Source organism: Streptomyces sp. NPDC048483 (assembly GCF_040651455.1).
In the GTDB taxonomy this organism is placed as follows: Bacteria; Actinomycetota; Actinomycetes; order Streptomycetales; family Streptomycetaceae; genus Streptomyces.
The window spans coordinates 154,127-174,067 of record NZ_JBEZJZ010000004.1 but is presented as its reverse complement, the minus strand read 5'-3'; the positions used below and the strand labels follow the sequence as shown (position 1 = coordinate 174,067).

The 19,941-nt window shown below is 71.4% G+C and carries 14 protein-coding genes; 7 read left to right on the top strand and 7 right to left on the bottom strand.

The features are described 5' to 3' along the window. Positions 1-425 precede the first annotated feature (425 nt). The gene (locus AB0D04_RS03880) at positions 426-1,271 is read left to right on the top strand and encodes a protein phosphatase 2C domain-containing protein (protein ID WP_362699055.1); all 846 of its coding nucleotides are present in this window, start codon (positions 426-428) and stop codon (positions 1,269-1,271) included. A gap of 109 nt (positions 1,272-1,380) precedes the next feature. On the opposite strand, the gene AB0D04_RS03875 is transcribed toward AB0D04_RS03880, so the two are convergent. Beyond that, the gene (locus tag AB0D04_RS03875; protein ID WP_362699108.1) at positions 1,381-1,839 is read right to left on the bottom strand and encodes a MarR family transcriptional regulator; all 459 of its coding nucleotides are present in this window, start codon (positions 1,837-1,839) and stop codon (positions 1,381-1,383) included. Positions 1,840-2,198: 359 nt separating this feature from the next. On the opposite strand from AB0D04_RS03875, the gene AB0D04_RS03870 reads away from it, so the two are divergent. After that, entirely contained in the window at positions 2,199-3,059 is an 861-nt protein-coding gene (locus AB0D04_RS03870) for a lysozyme (RefSeq protein WP_362699053.1), read from the top strand. Between the two features lie 83 nt (positions 3,060-3,142). Here the strand turns inward: AB0D04_RS03870 and lon are convergent, their stop codons facing one another. Both lon and AB0D04_RS03860 read right to left on the bottom strand, forming a co-directional pair. Then, positions 3,143-5,551: an endopeptidase La gene (gene lon / locus AB0D04_RS03865; RefSeq protein ID WP_362699051.1), complete on the bottom strand. Its 2,409-nt coding sequence runs from the start codon at positions 5,549-5,551 to the stop codon at positions 3,143-3,145. Positions 5,552-5,717: 166 nt separating this feature from the next. Beyond that, positions 5,718-6,557 (bottom strand): pentapeptide repeat-containing protein, encoded by an 840-nt coding sequence (locus tag AB0D04_RS03860; RefSeq protein ID WP_362699049.1) that lies wholly within the window; start codon positions 6,555-6,557, stop codon positions 5,718-5,720. Positions 6,558-6,759: 202 nt separating this feature from the next. On the opposite strand from AB0D04_RS03860, the gene AB0D04_RS03855 reads away from it, so the two are divergent. Continuing rightward, the gene (locus tag AB0D04_RS03855; RefSeq protein WP_362699047.1) at positions 6,760-7,263 is read left to right on the top strand and encodes a YfbM family protein; all 504 of its coding nucleotides are present in this window, start codon (positions 6,760-6,762) and stop codon (positions 7,261-7,263) included. Here the strand turns inward: AB0D04_RS03855 and AB0D04_RS03850 are convergent. Next, positions 7,191-8,057: a rhomboid-like protein gene (locus tag AB0D04_RS03850; protein WP_362699045.1), complete on the bottom strand. Its 867-nt coding sequence runs from the start codon at positions 8,055-8,057 to the stop codon at positions 7,191-7,193. The genes AB0D04_RS03855 and AB0D04_RS03850 overlap by 73 nt on opposite strands. Before the next feature lie 193 nt (positions 8,058-8,250). Between AB0D04_RS03850 and AB0D04_RS03845 the strand changes: the two genes are divergently transcribed. The 4 genes from AB0D04_RS03845 to AB0D04_RS03830 all read left to right on the top strand — a co-directional run bounded on the left by AB0D04_RS03845 (position 8,251) and on the right by AB0D04_RS03830 (position 15,022). Continuing rightward, positions 8,251-9,012, top strand: coding sequence for a spermidine synthase (locus tag AB0D04_RS03845; protein ID WP_362699043.1), 762 nt, complete (start codon positions 8,251-8,253; stop codon positions 9,010-9,012). Positions 9,013-9,087: 75 nt separating this feature from the next. Then, positions 9,088-9,828: a response regulator transcription factor gene (locus tag AB0D04_RS03840; RefSeq protein WP_362699041.1), complete on the top strand. Its 741-nt coding sequence runs from the start codon at positions 9,088-9,090 to the stop codon at positions 9,826-9,828. Further along, positions 9,825-10,955, top strand: coding sequence for an ATP-binding protein (locus AB0D04_RS03835; protein ID WP_362699039.1), 1,131 nt, complete (start codon positions 9,825-9,827; stop codon positions 10,953-10,955). Before AB0D04_RS03840 ends, AB0D04_RS03835 begins: the two co-directional genes overlap by 4 nt. A 272-nt stretch (positions 10,956-11,227) precedes the next feature. Beyond that, a complete protein-coding gene (locus AB0D04_RS03830; RefSeq protein ID WP_362699037.1) occupies positions 11,228-15,022 on the top strand; it encodes a multifunctional oxoglutarate decarboxylase/oxoglutarate dehydrogenase thiamine pyrophosphate-binding subunit/dihydrolipoyllysine-residue succinyltransferase subunit in 3,795 nt (1,264 codons plus the stop codon). 108 nt (positions 15,023-15,130) lie between these two features. Here AB0D04_RS03830 and fxsT read toward each other — a convergent pair whose 3' ends face one another. From fxsT to AB0D04_RS03815, 3 genes are all read right to left on the bottom strand, one after another. Continuing rightward, complete coding sequence (gene fxsT, locus AB0D04_RS03825; protein ID WP_362699035.1) at positions 15,131-18,142, bottom strand: FxSxx-COOH system tetratricopeptide repeat protein; 3,012 nt, start codon at positions 18,140-18,142, stop codon at positions 15,131-15,133. A gap of 131 nt (positions 18,143-18,273) precedes the next feature. Next, entirely contained in the window at positions 18,274-19,497 is a 1,224-nt protein-coding gene (locus AB0D04_RS03820) for an FxsB family cyclophane-forming radical SAM/SPASM peptide maturase (protein ID WP_362699033.1), read from the bottom strand. A 193-nt stretch (positions 19,498-19,690) separates the two neighbouring features. Continuing rightward, positions 19,691-19,903 (bottom strand): YxD-tail cyclophane-containing RiPP peptide, encoded by a 213-nt coding sequence (locus AB0D04_RS03815; RefSeq protein WP_362699031.1) that lies wholly within the window; start codon positions 19,901-19,903, stop codon positions 19,691-19,693. Positions 19,904-19,941 lie beyond the last annotated feature (38 nt).

Sequence of the window (19,941 nt, the reverse complement as noted above, 5' to 3'; positions counted from 1 at the left end):
CCCGGCTTGCTCTCCGCCCGCGGAGGGGGCCTGCGCGAAAACCGCAGCAGTGCACACTTCCGCGAAGGAAAAACAGCCCGGCTCCGCGCGTCGCGACGGACGTCCTGGCCCGCCCATGATCCGGGCAACGACCATTCCACCGGCGCCGCGCAGTGGCTCGGCAACACCTGCCCGGCCACCGGAAGGAGTGAACATCAATCGGAGTTTGACCATCAACTTCCGTGCACCGGTAGTTGCGGCTGCAACCGAGGGCAATCCTGAGACGGGTTTGGAGTTGCGACCCGGTCCTGGAAGGATGCCCGCCCGCATGCGCCCGGCTCCGGGGGTCCGTACCTTCCGTACGCGGCTGACCTGCCCGTACGCGATCGCCCCCGCGACCGCCCGGCGAGCGTGCCGGATCCGCCGCCTCCGGCAGACTTTTACGTATGCGCATCGAACTCGCCACCGACCCCGGTGATCCCCAACGCCCAAACGAGGACTACGCATCGGTCGCCCTGCCTGCCCTTGGCCAGGGCGGAGTCCTCGTGCTCCTGGACGGTGTGACGCCGCCGGAGGGCGACTACGGCTGCCGCCACTCCGTGCCCTGGTTCACCGCGCGGCTCGGGGGAGCAATGCTCGAACTGTCGGGTTCGCACCGGGACATGACGCTCACTGAGGCACTCGCCGCGGCCATCTCCCGTACGGCTGGCGTCCACCGGGCCTCGTGTGACCTTTCTCACGTCCGCACTCCGCAGGCAACGGTCGTCGCCGCACGGTGGTCCGGGGACACCGTCGAGCACCTCGTCCTGTCCGATTCCGTGCTCCTTCTGGAGCACCCGGACGGATCGGTACAACCGGTGCTGGACTCCCGGCTCGACGAACTTCCCCCCGCCGTCCGCGCCCAGCGCGACACCGTACGGGCACTCCCCCGCGGCTCGGCCGAACGCGTCGCCGCGGGCCGGGAGTACGCCCGGACCGTCGAGTCGCTGCGCAACGCCGAGGGCGGCTTCTTCACCGCCGCCGCGGACCCTGCGGTGGCCGCCCGCGCGGTCACCGGCAGCACCCCGCGCTCCGAGGTCCGCTCCCTGACCGCACTGACCGACGGCGCGGGCCGCTGGGTCGAGGTCTTCCGCGAAGGCACCTGGGCCCAGTGCGCGGACCTGGTTTCACGGCACGGCCCGCAGCCCCTGATCGACCGGGTCCGCGCGGCGGAGGCGGCCGACCCTGAGTGCCGGGTCCATCTGCGGGGCAAGGCACGGGACGACGCCTCGGTGATTTTTGTGATGCCGTGACAAAAGAGGAGCGGGACGACGCCTGTTGTGCGGGGTGGCGGGGTGCGGGCCACCACAGCGTGCGGCCTGGGACCCAGGGCCATTCCGGCCCTGACCCATCGGACAGGCCCTACCCCTCCGCGCCCTCGTTCAGGCGGTGCAGGAGGCGGGCGAGTTCGGACACCTCGGTGCGGTCCCAGGAGGCGAGGCGCAGGGCGTATCGGGCGCGGCGGGCGGTGCGGACGCGGGTGAACCGGGCGCGGCCCTCGTCGGTGAGGCGTACGAGAACGGCCCGGCCGTCGGCGGGGTCCGGTTCGCGGGCGACGAGGCCGAGCTTTTCCAGGGCGTGCAGCTGGCGGCTCATGGTGGCCTTGCCGACGCCGAAGAAGGCGGCGAGTTCGGTGGCACGCTGGGCGCCGGCGTCGGCCAGCCGGACGAGCAGGCCGTAGGCGGCCGATTCCAGGTCGGGATGGACCTCGCGGGCCAATTCGCCCGAAGAGGCACGGGCACGGCGGAGAAATACCGTCAGCTCACGCTCCAGGGCGAGGAATACGTGGTCCACACCAGGTGGTTCGCCGTCCGCCGTCATACCGTCGGCTCCGGTGTTGTGCACGTCAGCGCCCTTTCCCGCTTTCCCTGCCCTGAAAGTTTCCGTCACCCGCGGCCGAAGCCGCAGCTGGGCCAGTATTTCGCAGGATTAGACCAACGGCAGCCCCGTCCCCCTCTTTTGCCCCATCGGTCTACGCGCGTACCGTCATTTGTGGCATGGCCATACCAAGTGGGTACGTAAGTGGGTAGGCAGACAAGCAGGTACGTACGTGAGTACGAGGTCATGCCGACCGATCCCCCCGAACCACCCCCTCAGGACCCCGGACCAACCCCCCTCAGGTCCCCGGACCTCCCCCCTCAGGTCACTCACCGAGATCCTCGAGATCTACGGAGGCACGTATGCCCGTGCGCAGATCCGGCTCCCCCCACCGCCGCCCGCGCTCCCTGGCGACCGCGGCCGGAATCCTCATCGCAACCCTCTCCCTCCTCCTGGGCCTGCCCGGCACCGCGGTTGGCGCGGCCCCGCAACGCGCGCCGGAACCCACCCACCCCGGCCAGGACTGGGCCGGTTCCCAGATCGCCCGGCACGAGGGGACCGCGGCCCGTATCGCACCGCCGTCGTCCTCGTTGGCGGCGTCCGTCGAGGGCGTGGACGTCAGCAGCCACAACGGCAATGTGGCCTGGTCGACGCTCTGGAACAGCGGCGTCCGGTTCGCTTATGTCAAGGCGACCGAGTCCACCGGCTACACCAACCCGTACTTCGCGCAGCAGTACAACGGCTCCTACACGGCGGGGATGATCCGTGGCGCGTACCACTTCGCCACCCCCAACACCTCCAGCGGAGCCGCCCAGGCCAGGTACTTCGCCGACCACGGCGGCGGCTGGTCCAAGGACGGCAAGACGCTGCCCGGGGCGCTCGACATGGAGTACAACCCCTACGGCTCGACCTGTTACGGGCTGAGCGCGGCGGGGCTGGTCAACTGGATGAAGGACTGGTTCGCGACCTACAAGGCGCGCACCGGCCGGGATGCCGTCCTCTACACCTCCACCGGCTGGTGGAAGCAGTGCACCGGCAATTCGTCCGCCTTCGGCTCCATCAACCCGCTGTGGGTCCCGCGGTACGGCTCCTCGGTCGGCGAACTCCCGGCCGGCTGGGGTTTCCACACGATCTGGCAGTACACCTCCAGCGGTGCGACGGTCGGTGACCACAACCGCTTCAACGGCTCGATGGACCGGCTCAAGGCCCTCGCCAACGGCTGAGCCGCCCCTGACGGCCGGCCCGTCCCCGGTGGGAGGGACGGGCCGGCCTACGCCGTCGTGCCGCGGTCTTCACGGCGCGGTCCTCACGCCGCGACCGGCACCTCCGGCACGGCGCCGTTCGAGGCCGGTATCAGTGCCAGCTCCAGTACCTGGCGGACGTCCGAGACCGGGTGCACCTCGAGGTCCTCGAGGATCGAGGCCGGTACGTCGTCCAGGTCCGGCTCATTGCGCTTGGGGATGACCACCGTGGTGATCCCGGCCCGGTGCGCGGCCAGCAGCTTCTGCTTGACGCCGCCGATGGGCAGCACGCGGCCCGTCAGCGAGACCTCACCCGTCATCGCCACATCCGGCCGGACCTGGCGGCCCGACAGCAGCGAGGCCAGCGCGGTCGTCATCGTCACGCCCGCACTCGGCCCGTCCTTGGGGACGGCGCCGGCCGGTACGTGCAGATGCACCCCGCGCTCCTTCAGATCGCCGACCGGAAGCTCCAGCTCCGCACCGTGCGAGCGCAGGAAGGAGAGCGCGATGTGCGCCGACTCCTTCATGACGTCGCCGAGCTGGCCGGTGAGCTGGAGGCCGGACGCGCCGGTCTCCGGATCGGCGAGCGACGCCTCGACGTAGAGCACATCGCCGCCGGCGCCGGTGACCGCGAGGCCGGTGACCACGCCGGGCACCGCCGTCCGCCGCTCGGCCGGGTCCTGCGCCGACTCCGGGGTGTGATGCGGCCGCCCGATCAGCGGACGCAGCTGGTCCGCCCCGACGGTGAACGGCAGTTCCCGCTCGCCCAGTTCGTGCTGGGCCGCCACCTTGCGCAGCAGCCTGGCGACCGCCCGCTCCAGGTTCCGTACGCCCGCCTCGCGGGTGTACTCGCCCGCCAGTCTGCGCAGCGCCTCGTCGGCGAAGGTCACCTCGCCGGGCTCCAGGCCCGCCCGCTCCAGCTGACGCGGCAGCAGGTGGTCCCGGGCGATGACGACCTTTTCGTCCTCGGTGTAGCCGTCCAGCCGGACCAGCTCCATCCGGTCGAGCAGCGGCTCGGGGATGGCTTCGAGGACGTTGGCGGTGGCCAGGAAGACCACATCGCTGAGGTCGAGTTCGACCTCCAGATAGTGGTCGCGGAAGGTGTGGTTCTGCGCCGGGTCCAGGACCTCCAGGAGGGCGGCGGCCGGGTCGCCCCGGAAGTCGGAGCCCACCTTGTCGATCTCGTCGAGGAGGACGACCGGGTTCATGGAACCGGCCTCCTTGACGGCGCGGACGATCCGGCCGGGCAGCGCACCGACGTAGGTACGGCGGTGACCGCGGATCTCCGCCTCGTCGCGGACGCCGCCGAGGGCGACCCGGACGAACTTCCGGCCCATGGCACGGGCGACGGACTCCCCGAGCGAGGTCTTGCCCACGCCGGGCGGGCCGACGAGAGCGAGCACGGCTCCGCCCCGGCGGCCGCCGACCAGTCCGAGACCGCGCTCGGCCCGCCGCTTCCTGACCGCCAGGTATTCGGTGATCCGCTCCTTGACGTCCTCCAGTCCGGAGTGGTCCGCGTCCAGGACGTCCTTGGCGCCGGCGATGTCGTAGGCGTCCTCGGTCCGTTCGTTCCAGGGCAGTTCCAGGACCGTGTCCAGCCAGGTGCGGATCCATGACCCCTCGGGGCTCTGGTCGCTGGCCCGCTCCAGCTTGTCGACCTCCTTGAGGGCGGCCTTGCGGACGTCCTCGGGCAGCTCGGCGGCCTCGACGCGGGCACGGTAGTCGTCGCCCTCGTCCTCGGGATCGCCGTTCAGCCCGGCGAGCTCCTTGCGTACCGCCTCCATCTGCCGCCGCAGCAGGAATTCCCGCTGCTGCTTGTCGACGCCCTCCTGGACGTCCTTGGCGATGGACTCGGCGACATCCTGCTCGGCGAGATGCCCGCGGAGGATGTCGGTGGCGGCCTTCAGCCGGGCGACCGGGTCGGCGGTCTCCAGCAGCTGGACCTTCTGTTCGCTGGTCAGGAACGGCAGGTAGCCCGAGTTGTCGGCGAGCGTGGAGACGTCGTCGATGCCCTGCACGCGGTCCACGACCTGCCAGGCGCCGCGCTTCTTCAGCCAGTTGGTGGCCAGTGCCTTGTATTCGGTGACGAGTTCGGCGACCGCTCCGGGCAGCGGGGAGGACACCTCTTCCACGACGGTGGCCCCCTCCACCCACAGCGCCGCACCGGGCCCGGTCGTGCCGGAACCGATCCGCACCCGGCCGAGCCCCCGGATCAGCGCGCCGGGGTCGCCGTCGGACAGCCGCCCGACCTGCTCGATCCTGCCGAGCGTGCCGATCCCCGCGTAATTCCCGTCAACGCGGGGCACAAGCAGCACCTGCGGCTTGTTACCCGAGGAGGCGGCGGCCTGCGCGGCCTCCACGGCCGCCCGCACCTCCGCGTCGGACAGGTCCAGGGGCACCACCATGCCCGGCAGTACGACCTCGTCATCGAGGGGCAGCACGGGCAGAGTGAGCGATGTGGACGTCGATGCCATGATCTCCCCTTCGGCAAGCAAGTTGAGCTTTACTCACTCAATGCCGGGGAGGGTGGAGATGTTCCCCGCCGTCCGTTCGCTGTCAGCGATCGACCGCGCCCGGCGGCCGGGCCGGCTGCACGCGGCCATCGGCCGACGTCGCGGCGCAGGTCATCAACCCGCCGGGCTACCAGTGTCCGGGCCGGCTCAGCCCGCCCGGCACCTTCGTGGCCGCGTCCCCCCTGGCCGCGTTGAGCTGGGACTGGGTCAGGAAGATGCTGTCGGTGAGGTCGGCGGCGGTGAGGTCGGCATCCCGGAGGTCGGCGCCGATCAGGTCGGCCGAGCGCAGGTCGGCGCCCTTGAGGTCGGCGGCGATCAGACAGGCCCCACGGAGGTTGGCACCCCGCAGATCGGCTCCCTTCAGCCGCGCCCCGATGAGGTCCGCGCCACGCCGGTCCTTCTTCTTGCCCGGCACCCTGGCCCGTACGAGTTCGCTCGTCCGCAGCAGCAGCGCATTGACCTCGCCCCGGTGCGCGGGCACATCGAGCGCGATCAGCTCCTGGGCGGTGCCCTCGGTGAGGCACTCGGTGGCGGCGAGGGCACGGCGCAGGCCGGCGTGGACGGGCCGGGCGCCGGGCAGGGTCAGCGCCTCGGCCAGGTACCACAGCAGCTCGTGCAGCTGCCTCATGACGGGGAACGCGTCGAACATCTCGCGCGCGGTGCCCGGCGCCTGCCGCCAGTCCTGGCCGCCGAAGGTGACCTGGGAGATCTTCTGGCCGGCCCCGAAACAGTCGAAGACGGTGCACCCGGAGAAGCCGCGCTGCCGCAGATCGGTGTGGATCCCGCAGCGGAAGTCCGTCTGCAGGTTGCGGCAGGGCCGCCCGGCCTCCTTGTCGACCGCGAAGTCCGCCGAGGCCGCGAACGGCAGCGCAACGCAGCACAGCCCGAAGCAACTGCCGCAGTCGGACCGCAGGGTGAGGGAGAGCGCGGCGGGGTCGGGAGTCGGGTGTTCCTGGGCGCGGGACAAGGCGGGCCGGCTCCTTGTATGGGTGACATGGGCAGTGGATGACATGGGCACCGGCGGGCCGGGGAGCGCGGTTCGCCGGGTGCGCGTGCGGCTCCATTGTCCCAGGCCCGGGAGGCTGTCCGGCCGGAATGGATTCCGTACGCACGGTCAGGGGCGCGCCACGCCCCCGGCGTTGTCAGTGGCCGGTCCTAGGCTCCGGAACATGAGCATGATCGGAGAGTACGCACGTGTCACGGCCGCCGAACTCGACCGGGCGACCGGTGATCCGGAGTGGGCCCTGAAGCTGGTCACCGGCCGGATGGAGGCGGAGGCCGACGCGGGGACCGAGCCCGGTCGGGCGCGGTGCCTGGACATCGACAAGGCCTGGGACGCCCTGGGCTTCCTGCTGCGCCGTACGGGCTTCCCGGTGGACGTCGTCCACGGCGAGGAGGCCATCGCGGACGCCGAGGACTGGGGCTACGGCCCGCCCCGCTACCTCACTCCCGAGCAGGTACGCACCGCCGCCGGGGCCATGGCCGGGACGTCCGGCGAGGGCCTGACGTCCGGCGTCGCCCCGGCCGAGCTCGCCGCGGCGGAGGTCTATCCGGTCATCGTCTGGGAGCGCGGCGAGCCCCTGGACTACGTGGCCGGGCACTACGAGCGGCTGCGCCTGTTCCTGCGGGCGGCGGCGGACGAGGGGGACGCGGTGCTGATCTGGCTCGGCTGAGCCGCGGACCCGGCGCGCGGACGGGCCACCGACGGGGCGGGGCCGCTCCTCCGCCACCGGCGCAGCAGGGGCCCGCTCGCCAGGCCGAGGGCGAGCGAGAGCAGATGGCCCCAGTCGGTCATCGGGTCGGTGTAGGCGATCAGGCTGGTGACGGTCACATAGCCGGCGCCGGCCAGCAGGGGCAGCCGGCACCAGGCCGGGAGCAGGCCGGCGAGGGCTCCGATGCAGGTCATCACGCCGAAGCTGATGCCGTAGTCGAGGCGCTGGAGGGAGCTGTCGGGCAGTCGGCCCACGGCGACCGAGAGGCCGACGGGGAGTTCGGTGGCGAGGGTGGCCAGCGCATGGCCGCCGAAGAAGACCGCGGCGGTGCGCAGTCCGCCGATGCGCCGCTCCAGGGCGGTGAGGGTGAAGAGGAAGGCGAGGGCGTAGCCGGAGGTCAGGCCCCCCGCGATCCACAGGGCGGAGGCGACGAGCACCAGGAGGGGGGCCTGCGCCAGGTGGACGATGTCGGTGCTGGAGCCGCGGAGCGCTTCGGAGACCAGGGCGGGGTCGGCGTGTGCGGCGAAGAGTGAGGTGGCGGTGAGGAGGGCGGCGTAGCCGAAGGTGAAGGGGGTGCCGGCGGGGGTGGGGAGCAGGCGCCAGGGCCGCGGGGGGATACGGGGACGGCGGGCGCAGGTTCCGGGCGCGGGGTCCCGGGGCGCCGCAGGGCCCCCGCGCTGCCGCGGAATCCCCGCGAGGGTGCCCGCCCGCGCGGCCTCGGCCGGCGTGCCGTCGGCGGTCTCCACCCAGCTCATGCCACGAGCCCCCTTCCGTCCTCCACCACGTTGGCGACCACCCTGCACGCTCAACCCATGAGTGAGCTGTGGACGTGAAATGCATCACGTCGAGCAACCTTTATGAGATATCCCACGTCGGGGAGGGGGCGCGGTGGATCCGGCTCCGAATCGGGATGGACCGCCGTCGGCGCCATCGCCCAGGATGGCCCGCATGGCTCCCGTTTCTCCGCTGCACCCGACGGCCGACGCCCCGTTCGATCAGCAGGCACCGCGCACCCTCGACCGCCGTGAGGGCCCGTACGGCGAGGTGGTGCTGCGGCAGCGGGGCGGGACCCCCGGAGCGGCTCCTGGAGCCCCTGGAGCCCCCGTGATCTACGAGATCATCGCCAACGGCTGCTTCCTGATGGACACCTCCGACGGCCGCTCCGAGCGGCTGCTGATGGACGCCGCACTGGACGCCCTGCCGGCCGGCCGCCCGCGGCCCGCCGTCCTGATCGGCGGCCTGGGCGTCGGCTTCTCGCTGGCGCGGGCGGCGGCCGAGCCGCGGTGGGGCCGGATCGCCGTCGCCGAGCGCGAGGAGGCGGTCATCGACTGGCACCGTACGGGCCCCCTGTCGGCCGTCTCGGCGCCCGCGCTGGCCGATCCCCGTACCGAGATCCTGCACACCGACCTCGTGGCCCACCTGCGCGACGGCGGGCACGGGACGGCGTTCGATGCCCTCTGCCTGGACATCGACAACGGCCCCGACTGGACCGTCACCGACGACAACACCGGCCTCTACTCCCCCGCCGGTCTCGCCGCCTGCCGGGACCGGCTGACGCCGGGCGGAGTGCTCGCCGTCTGGTCCGCGCAGCCGTCGTCCGCCTTCGAGCAGGCGCTACGGAATGCCGGTTTCCATGGGGTGCGTACGGAAGAAATCCCGGTTGTCCGAGGTGTCCCTGACGTGGTGCATCTTGCGCGCAAGGGCGCGTAGCCGACAGTCACGGCATGGCTTTACGCTGCTGCCCTAGCAAGACGCGACCACGCAGGGGCAATGCAGGGGCGGGCGATGGACCAGACTCAGACAAGCCAGGGCGGCACCGCCGCGGCCACGCCGGGCGCCCAGCGCCGGGTGCTGGTCGTGGAGGACGACCCGACGATCGTCGAGGCCATCGCGGCCCGGCTGCGCGCCGAGGGATTCCAGGTGCAGACGGCCACCGACGGCCCGGCCGCGGTGGAGACCGCCGAGGCCTGGCAGCCCGATCTGCTGGTCCTCGATGTGATGCTGCCGGGCTTCGACGGCCTGGAGGTGTGCCGCCGGGTCCAGGCCCAGCGGCCGGTGCCGGTGATGATGCTCACCGCGCGCGACGACGAGACCGACATGCTGGTCGGGCTCGGGGTCGGCGCCGACGACTACATGACCAAGCCGTTCTCGATGCGGGAGCTGGCGGCGCGGGTGCATGTCCTGCTGCGCCGGGTGGAGCGGGCCGCGCTGGCCGCCCATACGCCGCGCAGCGGGATCCTGCGCCTCGGCGAGCTGGAGGTCGACCACGCGCAGCGCCGGGTGCGGGTGCGCGGCGCGGACGTCCATCTGACGCCGACCGAGTTCGATCTGCTGGTCTGCCTGGCGAACACCCCGCGGGCGGTGCTCTCCCGTGAGCAGCTGCTCGCCGAGGTGTGGGACTGGGCGGACGCGTCGGGGACCCGTACGGTCGACAGCCACATCAAGGCCCTGCGCCGCAAGATCGGTGCCGAGCGCATCCGTACGGTCCACGGCGTCGGCTACGCCCTGGAGACCCCGGCCGCATGATGCGGCGCCGGCAGTGGCGGGTCCCCACGCTGGGCCTGTGGGAGCGGATCTGGGAGGGGCTGCGGCCGCTGGATCCCTACCGCTCCGTCAAGGCGGCGCTCGGTGCGCTGGTCATCGTCTCGGTGATCATCACGACGCTGCTGGTGTTCGTGGCGATCGCCTCGGCGACCGAGCTGCGGGTGATCACGGTCTTCTCGATCATCGCGTCGCTGCTGATCACCCAGTTCGTGGCGAACAGCCTGACGGCGCCGCTCGGCGAGATGACGGATGTCACCCGGTCGATGGCGCACGGTGACTACTCGCGGCGGGTGCGCTCCGGGCGCCGGGACGAGTTCGGGGACCTGGCGGAGGCCTTCAACCGCATGGCGGCCGACCTGGAGGCGGTGGACACCCACCGCAAGGAACTGGTCGCCAATGTCTCCCACGAGCTGCGCACGCCCATCGCGGCGCTGCGGGCGGTGCTGGAGAACGTCGTCGACGGGGTCTGCGAGCCGGATCCGGAGACGATGCGTACGGCGCTGAAGCAGACCGAGCGGCTGGGCCGGCTGGTCGAGCACCTGCTGGACCTGTCGCGGCTGGACAACGGTGTGGTGCCGCTGCACGCCCGGCGCTTCGAGGTGTGGCCGTATCTGTCCGGGGTGCTCAAGGAGGCCAATATGAGCCGGGGCGCCTCGACCCTGTCGGGGGTTGCCGGATCCGGCACCCACACCCGAACGGACGTCCATCTGCACCTCGATGTCTCGCCGCCGGAGCTGACCGCGCACGCGGATGCCGAGCGGCTCCACCAGGTCGTCGCCAATCTCATCGACAACGCGATCAAGCACAGCCCGCGGCACGGCCGGGTCACCGTGCACGCCCGGCGCGGCGAGGGGCCGGAGAGCCTGGAGCTGGACGTGCAGGACGAGGGCCCCGGAATCCCCGCGTCCGAGCGCTACCGGGTCTTCGAGCGGTTCAACCGGGGCGGCCCGGCGCCGTCCGGGCCGGGGACCGACGGCGGTACGGGGCTGGGCCTGGCCATCGCGCGCTGGGCGGTGGATCTGCACGGCGGGCGGATCGGGGTGGCCGAATCCCCACGGGGCTGCCGGATCCGGGTCACCCTTCCGGGGCTGGATTCGGCCCGCGGCTGACGTCCGGCGGCGGCCGCTGACGTAGGGTCGCTGGTGGACGCACACGTTCCGGGCTCATTTCCGGACACTTTCCAGGGGTGCGACGGCGGTGAGCCCTACCCGCACGCGGGCAAACTTCGTGTGTTTCCCGCCAAGTCATGCGCTGAAACCCGTCGGGGAATGTGACGTGCGCGACGAGTAGCCCTCCCGGACTGCACCAAAGGTCACAACAGGCGTAGCCTTTATTCCCGCTGTCCACCACCTTTAGGAAGCGGAAGAGGGCGGTTGCCGCCGTGTCGCTACAGTCCCCCAACAGTGCGAGCATCTCGAGTGACCAAGCGGGGCAGGGCAAGAACCCTGCTGCCGCTTTCGGTCCGAACGAGTGGCTCGTCGACGAGATCTACCAGCAGTACCTCCAGGACCCGAACTCGGTAGACCGAGCCTGGTGGGACTTCTTCGCCGACTACAAGCCCGGCGCGGCACCCGACGCCGGGCGGGCCGAGCCGGAGGCGTTGCCTTCCGCTGCGCCGGCGCAGCCGGCCGCCCGGGCCGCGGCCCCGTCGGCGCCCGCCGTGCCCGCGGCCCCCGCCGAGAAGCCGGTGACCCCGGCCGCTCCGGCCGCCGCCAAGGCACCAGCGGCACCCGCCGCCGCCCCGGCCAAGCCGGCGGTGAAGCCGGCCGCCAAGACCGCGGCCAAGAAGACGGAAGAGGCCCCCGAGGGCGGCCCCGAGTTCGTCACCCTGCGCGGCCCGGCCGCCGCCGTTGCGAAGAACATGAACGCCTCCCTGGAGCTGCCGACGGCCACGTCCGTCCGCGCCGTCCCGGTGAAGCTGCTCTTCGACAACCGCATCGTCATCAACAACCACCTCAAGCGCGCCCGTGGCGGGAAGGTCTCCTTCACGCACCTGATCGGGTACGCGATGGTGCAGGCCCTCAAGGCCATGCCGTCGATGAACTGCTCCTTCGCAGTGAAGGACGGCAAGCCGACGCTGGTGCGGCCCGAGCACGTCAACCTCGGTCTGGCCATCGACCTGGTGAAGCCGAACGGCGACCGCCAGCTGGTCGTCGCGGCCATCAAGAAGGCCGAGACGCTCACCTTCTTCGAGTTCTGGCAGGCCTACGAGGACATCGTCCGCCGGGCCCGCGACAACAAGCTGACGATGGACGACTTCACCGGGGTCACCGCGTCGCTGACGAACCCGGGCGGCATCGGCACCGTCCACTCCGTGCCCCGCCTGATGCCCGGTCAGTCCATGATCATGGGCGTCGGCGCGATGGATTACCCCGCCGAGTTCCAGGGCACCTCGCAGGATGCCCTGAACAAGATGGGCATCGCCAAGGTCATGACACTGACCAGCACGTATGACCACCGCGTGATCCAGGGCGCCGCCTCCGGCGAGTTCCTGCGCGTGATGAGCCAGCTGCTGCTCGGCGAGAACGACTTCTTCGACGACATCTTCAAGTCGCTGCGGATTCCCTACGAGCCGGTCCGCTGGCTGCGGGACATCGACGTCTCCCACGACGACGACGTCACCAAGGCCGCCCGGGTCTTCGACCTGATCCACTCCTACCGGGTCCGCGGCCACGTCATGGCCGACACCGACCCGCTGGAGTACCACCAGCGCAAGCACCCCGACCTCGACATCATCGAGCACGGCCTCACCCTGTGGGACCTGGAGCGCGAGTTCGCGGTCGGCGGCTTCTCCGGCAAGTCCATGATGAAGCTGCGCGACATCCTGGGCGTGCTGCGCGACTCGTACTGCCGCACCACCGGCATCGAGTTCATGCACATCCAGGACCCCAAGCAGCGCAAGTGGATCCAGGACCGCGTCGAGCGCACCCACAAGTCGCCCGAGCGCGACGAGCAGCTGCGCATCCTGCGCCGCCTGAACTCCGCCGAGGCGTTCGAGACGTTCCTGCAGACCAAGTACGTCGGCCAGAAGCGCTTCTCGCTGGAGGGCGGCGAGTCCGTCATCCCGCTGCTGGACGCGGTCATCGACTCCGCGGCCGAGTCGCGCCTGGACGAGGTCGTCATCGGCATGGCCCACCGCGGCCGCCTGAACGTCCTCGCCAACATCGTCGGCAAGTCCTACGCGCAGATCTTCCGCGAGTTCGAGGGCAACCTCGACCCGAAGTCGATGCACGGCTCCGGCGATGTGAAGTACCACCTGGGCGCCGAGGGCACCTTCACCGGTCTGGACGGCGAGCAGATCACCGTCTCGCTGGCCGCGAACCCCTCCCACCTGGAGGCCGTCGACCCGATCGTCGAGGGCATCGCGCGCGCCAAGCAGGACATCATCGGCAAGGGCGGCACGGACTTCACGGTCCTGCCGATCCAGCTGCACGGTGACGCGGCGTTCGCCGGCCAGGGTGTGGTCGCCGAGACGCTGAACATGTCGCAGCTGCGCGGCTACCGCACCGGCGGCACGGTGCACGTGGTCATCAACAACCAGGTCGGCTTCACCGCCGCCCCGGAGTCGTCGCGCTCGTCCATGTACGCCACCGACGTGGCCCGCATGATCGAGGCGCCGATCTTCCATGTGAACGGTGACGACCCCGAGGCCGTCGTCCGCGTTGCCCGTCTGGCCTTCGAGTTCCGCCAGGCGTTCAACAAGGACGTGGTCATCGACCTGATCTGCTACCGCCGCCGCGGCCACAACGAGTCGGACAACCCGGCCTTCACCCAGCCGCTGATGTACGACCTGATCGACAAGAAGCGCTCGGTGCGCAAGCTCTACACCGAGTCGCTGATCGGCCGGGGCGACATCACCCTCGAAGAGGCGGAGCAGGCGCTCCAGGACTTCCAGGGCCAGCTGGAGAAGGTCTTCACCGAGGTCCGCGACGCCACCACGGCGCCGACGGTCCCCGAGGTCCCGCAGCCCAAGGCCGAGTTCCCGGTCTTCGTGGACACCGCGATCTCCCAGGAGGTCGTCAAGCGGATCGCCGAGTCCCAGGTCAACATCCCCGAGCGGGTCACCGTCCACCCGCGTCTGCTGCCCCAGCTGCAGCGCCGCGCGGCCCAGGTGGAGGACGACACGGTCGACTGGGGCATGGGCGAGACCCTCGCCATCGGCTCGCTGCTGATGGAGGGCACCCCGGTCCGGCTCGCCGGCCAGGACTCCCGCCGCGGCACCTTCGGCCAGCGGCACGCGGTGCTCATCGACCGCGAGACCGGCGAGGACTACACGCCGCTGCTCTACCTCTCCGAGGACCAGGCCCGCTACAACATCTACGACTCGCTGCTGAGCGAGTACGCGGCCATGGGCTTCGAGTACGGCTACTCCCTGGCCCGCCCCGAGGCGCTGGTCATGTGGGAGGCGCAGTTCGGTGACTTCGTCAACGGCGCGCAGACCATCGTGGACGAGTTCATCTCCTCGGCGGAGCAGAAGTGGGGCCAGACCTCCGGCGTCACCCTGCTCCTGCCGCACGGCTACGAGGGCCAGGGCCCGGACCACTCCTCGGCCCGGATCGAGCGCTTCCTCCAGCTGTGCGCGCAGAACAATATGACGGTCGCCATGCCGACGCTCCCGTCGAACTACTTCCACCTGCTGCGCTGGCAGGTCCACAACCCGCACCACAAGCCGCTGGTCGTCTTCACCCCGAAGTCGATGCTGCGTCTGAAGGCGGCGGCGTCGAAGACGGAGGAGTTCACCACGGGCGGCTTCCGGCCCGTCATCGGCGACTCGACGGTCAGGCCCGAGGACGTCCGCAAGGTCGTCTTCTGCTCCGGCAAGGTCTACTACGACCTGGAGGCGGAGCGGGAGAAGCGCGGCGCGCACGACACCGCGATCGTGCGTCTCGAGCGGCTCTACCCGCTGCCCGGCAAGGAGCTCCAGGCGGAGATCGCCAAGTTCCCGAACGCCGAGAAGTACCTGTGGGCCCAGGAGGAGCCGGCGAACCAGGGTGCCTGGCCGTTCCTCGGTCTCAACCTGATCGACGCCCTGGACCTGGCCGTCGGTGCGGATGTCCCGCACGGCGAGCGCCTGCGCCGCATCTCGCGGCCGCACGGCTCGTCGCCGGCGGTCGGCTCCGCCAAGCGGCACCAGGCCGAGCAGGCACAGCTGGTGGCGGAGGTCTTCGACGCGTAGTCGTCGAGGTCGTCGAGACCGCCGGTAGCACGCACGAAGGGCCCGTTCCCACGGAGGTGGGGGCGGGCCCTTCGGGCTGTACGGGGACGGGACGCCTGGAGGGGACGGCTATACGGGCTGCGGCTCGAAGTCCCAGTAGGGGCGGCGGCGACGCCGGGCGGAGAGGGTGTGCGGGTGCTCGGCGCCCAGCGTCTCGCTGAGCTGCCCGATGGCCTCCTGCTCCAGTTTCGCCGCCTCCTGGACACGCCGTAGCGTGCGCAGGTCCTCGGCGAGCGCCGTCTTGGCGGAGAGGACCAGCGGGTGGGCGTCACCCAGCATCATCTTGGCCCGCTCCAGGATGTCGCGGCCCAGCTCCACCGCGCCCTCCTCGTCGTCGACCCGGCTGCGGGCGGCCGCGGCGTTGAGCGCACAGCCCAGCGTCCAGGGATGGTCGGCGCCCATCACCCCGGTCATCCCGCGCAGTGCCCGCTCCGCGATGTCCAGCGCCTCGGACAGCTCCCCGAACTCGCCGCGCACCAGACCGGTGTTGCCCGTGGTGCCGATGGTGTACGGGTGGCTGTCGCCGGCCAGCGCGCGGTACCGCTCGGCGACCTCCTGGGCCAGGTCGCGGGCGTGCCCGAGGTCGCCGTGCTCGCGCAGGAAGGTGGCGTAGTCGGCGCGCAGCATCAGCGTCTCGGGATGCCGGGGACCCTGCACCTGACGGGAGCGCTCGACGAGGTCGGCCATCAGCTCACCGGCTCGCGCGCTCTCGCCGGAGCGGCGCAGGCACAGCGCCAGATCGTGTTCGGCGCGCAGGGTCTGCGGAGTGTGCGGGCCCATCACCTGAAGGTGCAGCCGGGCGTTGAGCTCCTGACTAGAGGTGGCATCGCGGTAGCGGCCGAGCAGCCGGAGCAGCCGGGCGTAGGCGTTGCCGGCGTTGAGGGTGAGGTGGTGCCGGGCGCGCAGTTCGCGTTCCCGGATGGCCAGCACCTCGCGGTGGGTGACCAGGGCCTCCTCATAGCGGCCGAGCAGGGCGAAGGCTTCGCCGAGGTTGTGCCGGGAGGAGAGGGTGCGCGGGGCCTCCGGGCCGAGCAGGGTGGCGTAGGCCCGCCAGACGGCGTCGAAGAGGCGGTGGGCCTCGTCGTACGAGCCGAGCGCCATCAGCGTGCCGGCCAGCCCGTCCTGGGCGCGCAGCAGATCGGCGTCGGTGGCCTCGCGCTCGGCGGAGAGCTGGTCGACGACGGCGCCGCCGACCGCTTCGGCCTCGCGGTAACGGCCCAGCAACCGCAGCATGTTGGCGTGCTGGTGGGTGAGCACGAGCATGGTGCGGTGGGTGGGTTCCAGGCGGGTGCGCCAGCGGGAGACGAACAGTTCGCATAGCCGCAGACCCACCCGGGGCTCACCGCGGGTGCGCAGATATTCGACGCAGTTGAGCAGCAGGCCGTGGACGGCCGGGTCGGGGCTGTCGAGGACGCCGGCCGTCTCCAGATGCGGGATGAGTGCGGCGTAGCGCTCCCAGTAGCGGGTGTCGTGGGGGTTTTGCGGGTCGGCGGTGACCAGCACCCGGCACGCCGTCGCGGACATCGCATCGCGTTCGTCCTCGGTCATGTCGCCGCGCAGGAAGCGGTGGTAGAGCCGGTGCATCTGGGCGGTCTCGACGGCCGGGTCGGCGTCCCGGGAGACCTGGTAGTCCAGGCGTACGGCGGTGGACTCGGTCAGCCGGCGCAGGGCGGTGTTCCAGCTGATCGGCTCGGCGGCGAGGTCGGCGAGATGTTCGGGCAGGTCGCCGCGGCGGGCCTTGGCGAGCATCGGGACGGGGATGGCGTCCGGGGTGAAGAACGCGAACAGTTTGAGGAGTTCGACGGCGGCGGGGCTGCGTTCGCGCAGGGTGTTGAGAGTTATGGCCCAGCTGGTCTGGAAGGCCATCGGGTAGTCGGAGGAGATCCGGATGCCGACGAGGCTGGGCTCGCCGCGCCGGATCAGCTCGATGTACTCCTTGGGCGGCATCGGGTTGGCGTCGAGCCAGGCGGCGGTCTGGGCGAGCAGCAGCGGCAGGTCCTGGACGGCCTCGGCGAGCAGATTGCCCTCCACCGGGGTCAGCCGCGGTGCGCGCCGCCGGGCGTAGGCGACGGACTCGACGCGGTTGAAGGGCAGCACCTCGATCTCCTGGGCGCTGCCGGATCCCGACCAGTCGCGGGTCAGGGTGGTGATCAGGACATGGCCGCGGCCGTCGGGGACCAGGTCCTCGATCTGTTCCATGTCGTCGGCGCTGTCGAAGATCAGCAGCCAGCGGCGGTAGGGGCGGCCGATGCGCAGCGCTTCATGGACGGCGCGGATACGGTCGCCGAGCTCCTGGCCGACCGGCAGCCCGAGCCGGCCCGCCAGCTCGGCGAGCTGTTCGCGGGCGGCGCCGCGGTTGGTGGCGCTGACCCACCACACCACGTCGTAGTCGTTGCCGAAGCGGTGGGCGTACTCCTGGGCGATCTGGCTCTTGCCGACGCCGGAAGTGCCGTAGAGCGCGATACGGGTCTCCAGCGGCGGGGCCGAGCCCGCGCCGGTGCCCGCCAGCTTGTCGTGCAGCTCCTCGAGGACGTTGTCGCGGCCGGTGAAGCGGTTGTTGCGGCGTGGGATGTTCCACACCTCGGGCGGGTTGTTGGGGAAGCGGGGCGCGCCGGGGGCGCCACCGTCCGTGCCGCGCCCGGTGGACTTGATGCCGAGCCGTTGCAGCAGCCGGCGCTTGGCCTCGCGGGTGTCCAGGTCGCGCAGGTCGGCGGGGCGCAGCAGGGAGGCGGTGGCGGGCAGCCGCTGGGTGGCGACGCTGACCGCCGCGAAGCGGTCGGCGTGCGGCGGCACCACTTCCCGTAGCGCGGTCGTCCATTCCTCCTGGGTCTTGGGGCCGAGGCGGAAGTACCAGTCGTCGAGGACCATCAACAGCCGGCCCTCGGCCTCCAGCAGTCCCGTCAGCTCTTCGGCCAGGGCGGTGTCCGCCTGGGGGTCCCAGCGCAGCATGGTCGTGCCGTGGCCGAGCTCTTCCAGCTGGTGGGAGATCCACGCGGCCCAGGGCCGGGCGAAGCCCGCATAGCTGATGGTGATGTGCTCGTCGGAGCCGGCGGAACCAGAAGAAGCGGACTGATCGACCATGCGACCGTCTCCCTGAGATGCGAGGTGCGCGCGTGCAGAGGCTGATGCCGGGACTGTTGACGACCCGGTACACGTCTGGCTGATTTGCACGATAGCCCAAGTGTCCCCCCATTCTGCGACAGTGCGTCAGGTCATGTGGGGGGAACGTCAGTTGGGCGCGCCGCCGGCGATTTCGGCAAGGGCGGCGGCGGGCGGCGGGCGGGCGAAACGGCGGTGTCCAGACGGGCCGCGATGTGCCGGATGAGGCGTTCGAGGTCGGCGCAGTACACGGACGGGTTGGCGAATCCGCTGGGGCCCGCGCGGTAGCGGTGCGCGTAGTTCCCGCCGCCGCACACCGCCATCAGGGCGCAGCGGCGGCACTGGGCGCCGAGCCCGTCCCGGCCGCGCTGGCGGGCGGCGACGCCGGGGTGTGCCAGGGCCTCGTCGAAGGTGTTGCGGAAGACGTCGAGGCCGGTGGCGGTGGCGCCTTCGTAGGCGGATTTGAGGGAGTCGACCTGCTCGATGGCGCCGTCGGTGTCGATCACCAGGGCGACGAACGGTGAGAGGCCGACCGTTTCGCCGGCGCCGGGCCGGCCCAGGAGCAGTCCGAGGATCTCGGTGAACAGCCGCACCCGTGGGCCGGGGCCGCCGTCCCACCACAGGTCGAAGACGGTGCACAGCCAGTCGCCGTACGGGGTGGGGCCGGCCGGGAGAGGCGGGGCGGGCGGCGGGCTGGACCAGTTGGCGTGCGGGAGGAGGAAGTCGAGCATCGGGGGAGCCAGGGCGCGCAGCGAGCCGTGGACCTCGGCGGGGTCGGCGGTGATGTCGACGGTGCACAGGATGCCGGCGAACACCTCGGGGCGGGCCCGCAGGAGGCGTACCGCCCGGGAGACGGCGGGCCAGGAGGGGCGCCCGGCGTGGTCGAGGCGACGGCGGTTGAGGCCGGGGGTGCCGCCGTCGAGGCTGAGGCCGATGTGGAATCCGGCGGCGCCCAGGGTGTCGACCAGCTGCTCGGTGAGCAGGGTGCCGTTGGTCTGGACGCCGAAGGCGGCGGTGCAGTCGGCGGGCAGGGCGGCGCGGATGGCGGCGGCCTGGTCGAGGAGCGGGCCGGGGCCGGTCAGCAGCGGCTCCCCGCCGTGCAGCTCGATACGGATCTCGCGCAGCCGGTGGGTGCGGGCGTGTTCGGCGATGCGCAGCGCGGTCTGCCGCCGGGTGGCGGCCGCGACCTTGGACGGGCGGCGGCGCCAGGTGCGGTCCGGGCCGGTGTAGATGTAGCAGTAGGTGCAGGCGAGGTTGCAGCGGCTGTGCATCTTGAGGACGAACTGCCGGAAGGGTACGGCTGTGCTGTGACGGCTCTGGCCGCTCTGTCCGCCCACGCCGTCCCCGCCTTCGCCGACGTCCGGGATCCGGGACCGTCGGCTCCCGCCCGCTTGGTGAATGACTGCTGCGGGGTACTTGTGCTCCGTTATCGGTCCAAGAACCGAATTCCTTTCACAACTGGCCGGTTCCCGAACCCGATTGCCTAAAAATGAGCGCCTCCGACCGCCTCTCCCGTCCGTCAGGGAGTGCTCACCTGGGGTCGGGGCTGGCTTCGTAGTACGCCACCGCTTCGTCCTCGGCCGGCCAGTTGCGCAGCAGCAGCTCCGCGACCCGACCCAGCACCGGATGGCCCGCCTGTGCCGCCAGCGCGCTCACCTCCACCCCCGCGAAATCCGGCAGCGGCTCGGCCGACGGGGCCCATGGGGCGGCCGCAGCCGGTTCGGTGCGGTCAATCGTCGCCACACTGCTCTCCTCTGGGCCGGCTGGACGGGTGTGTTCCC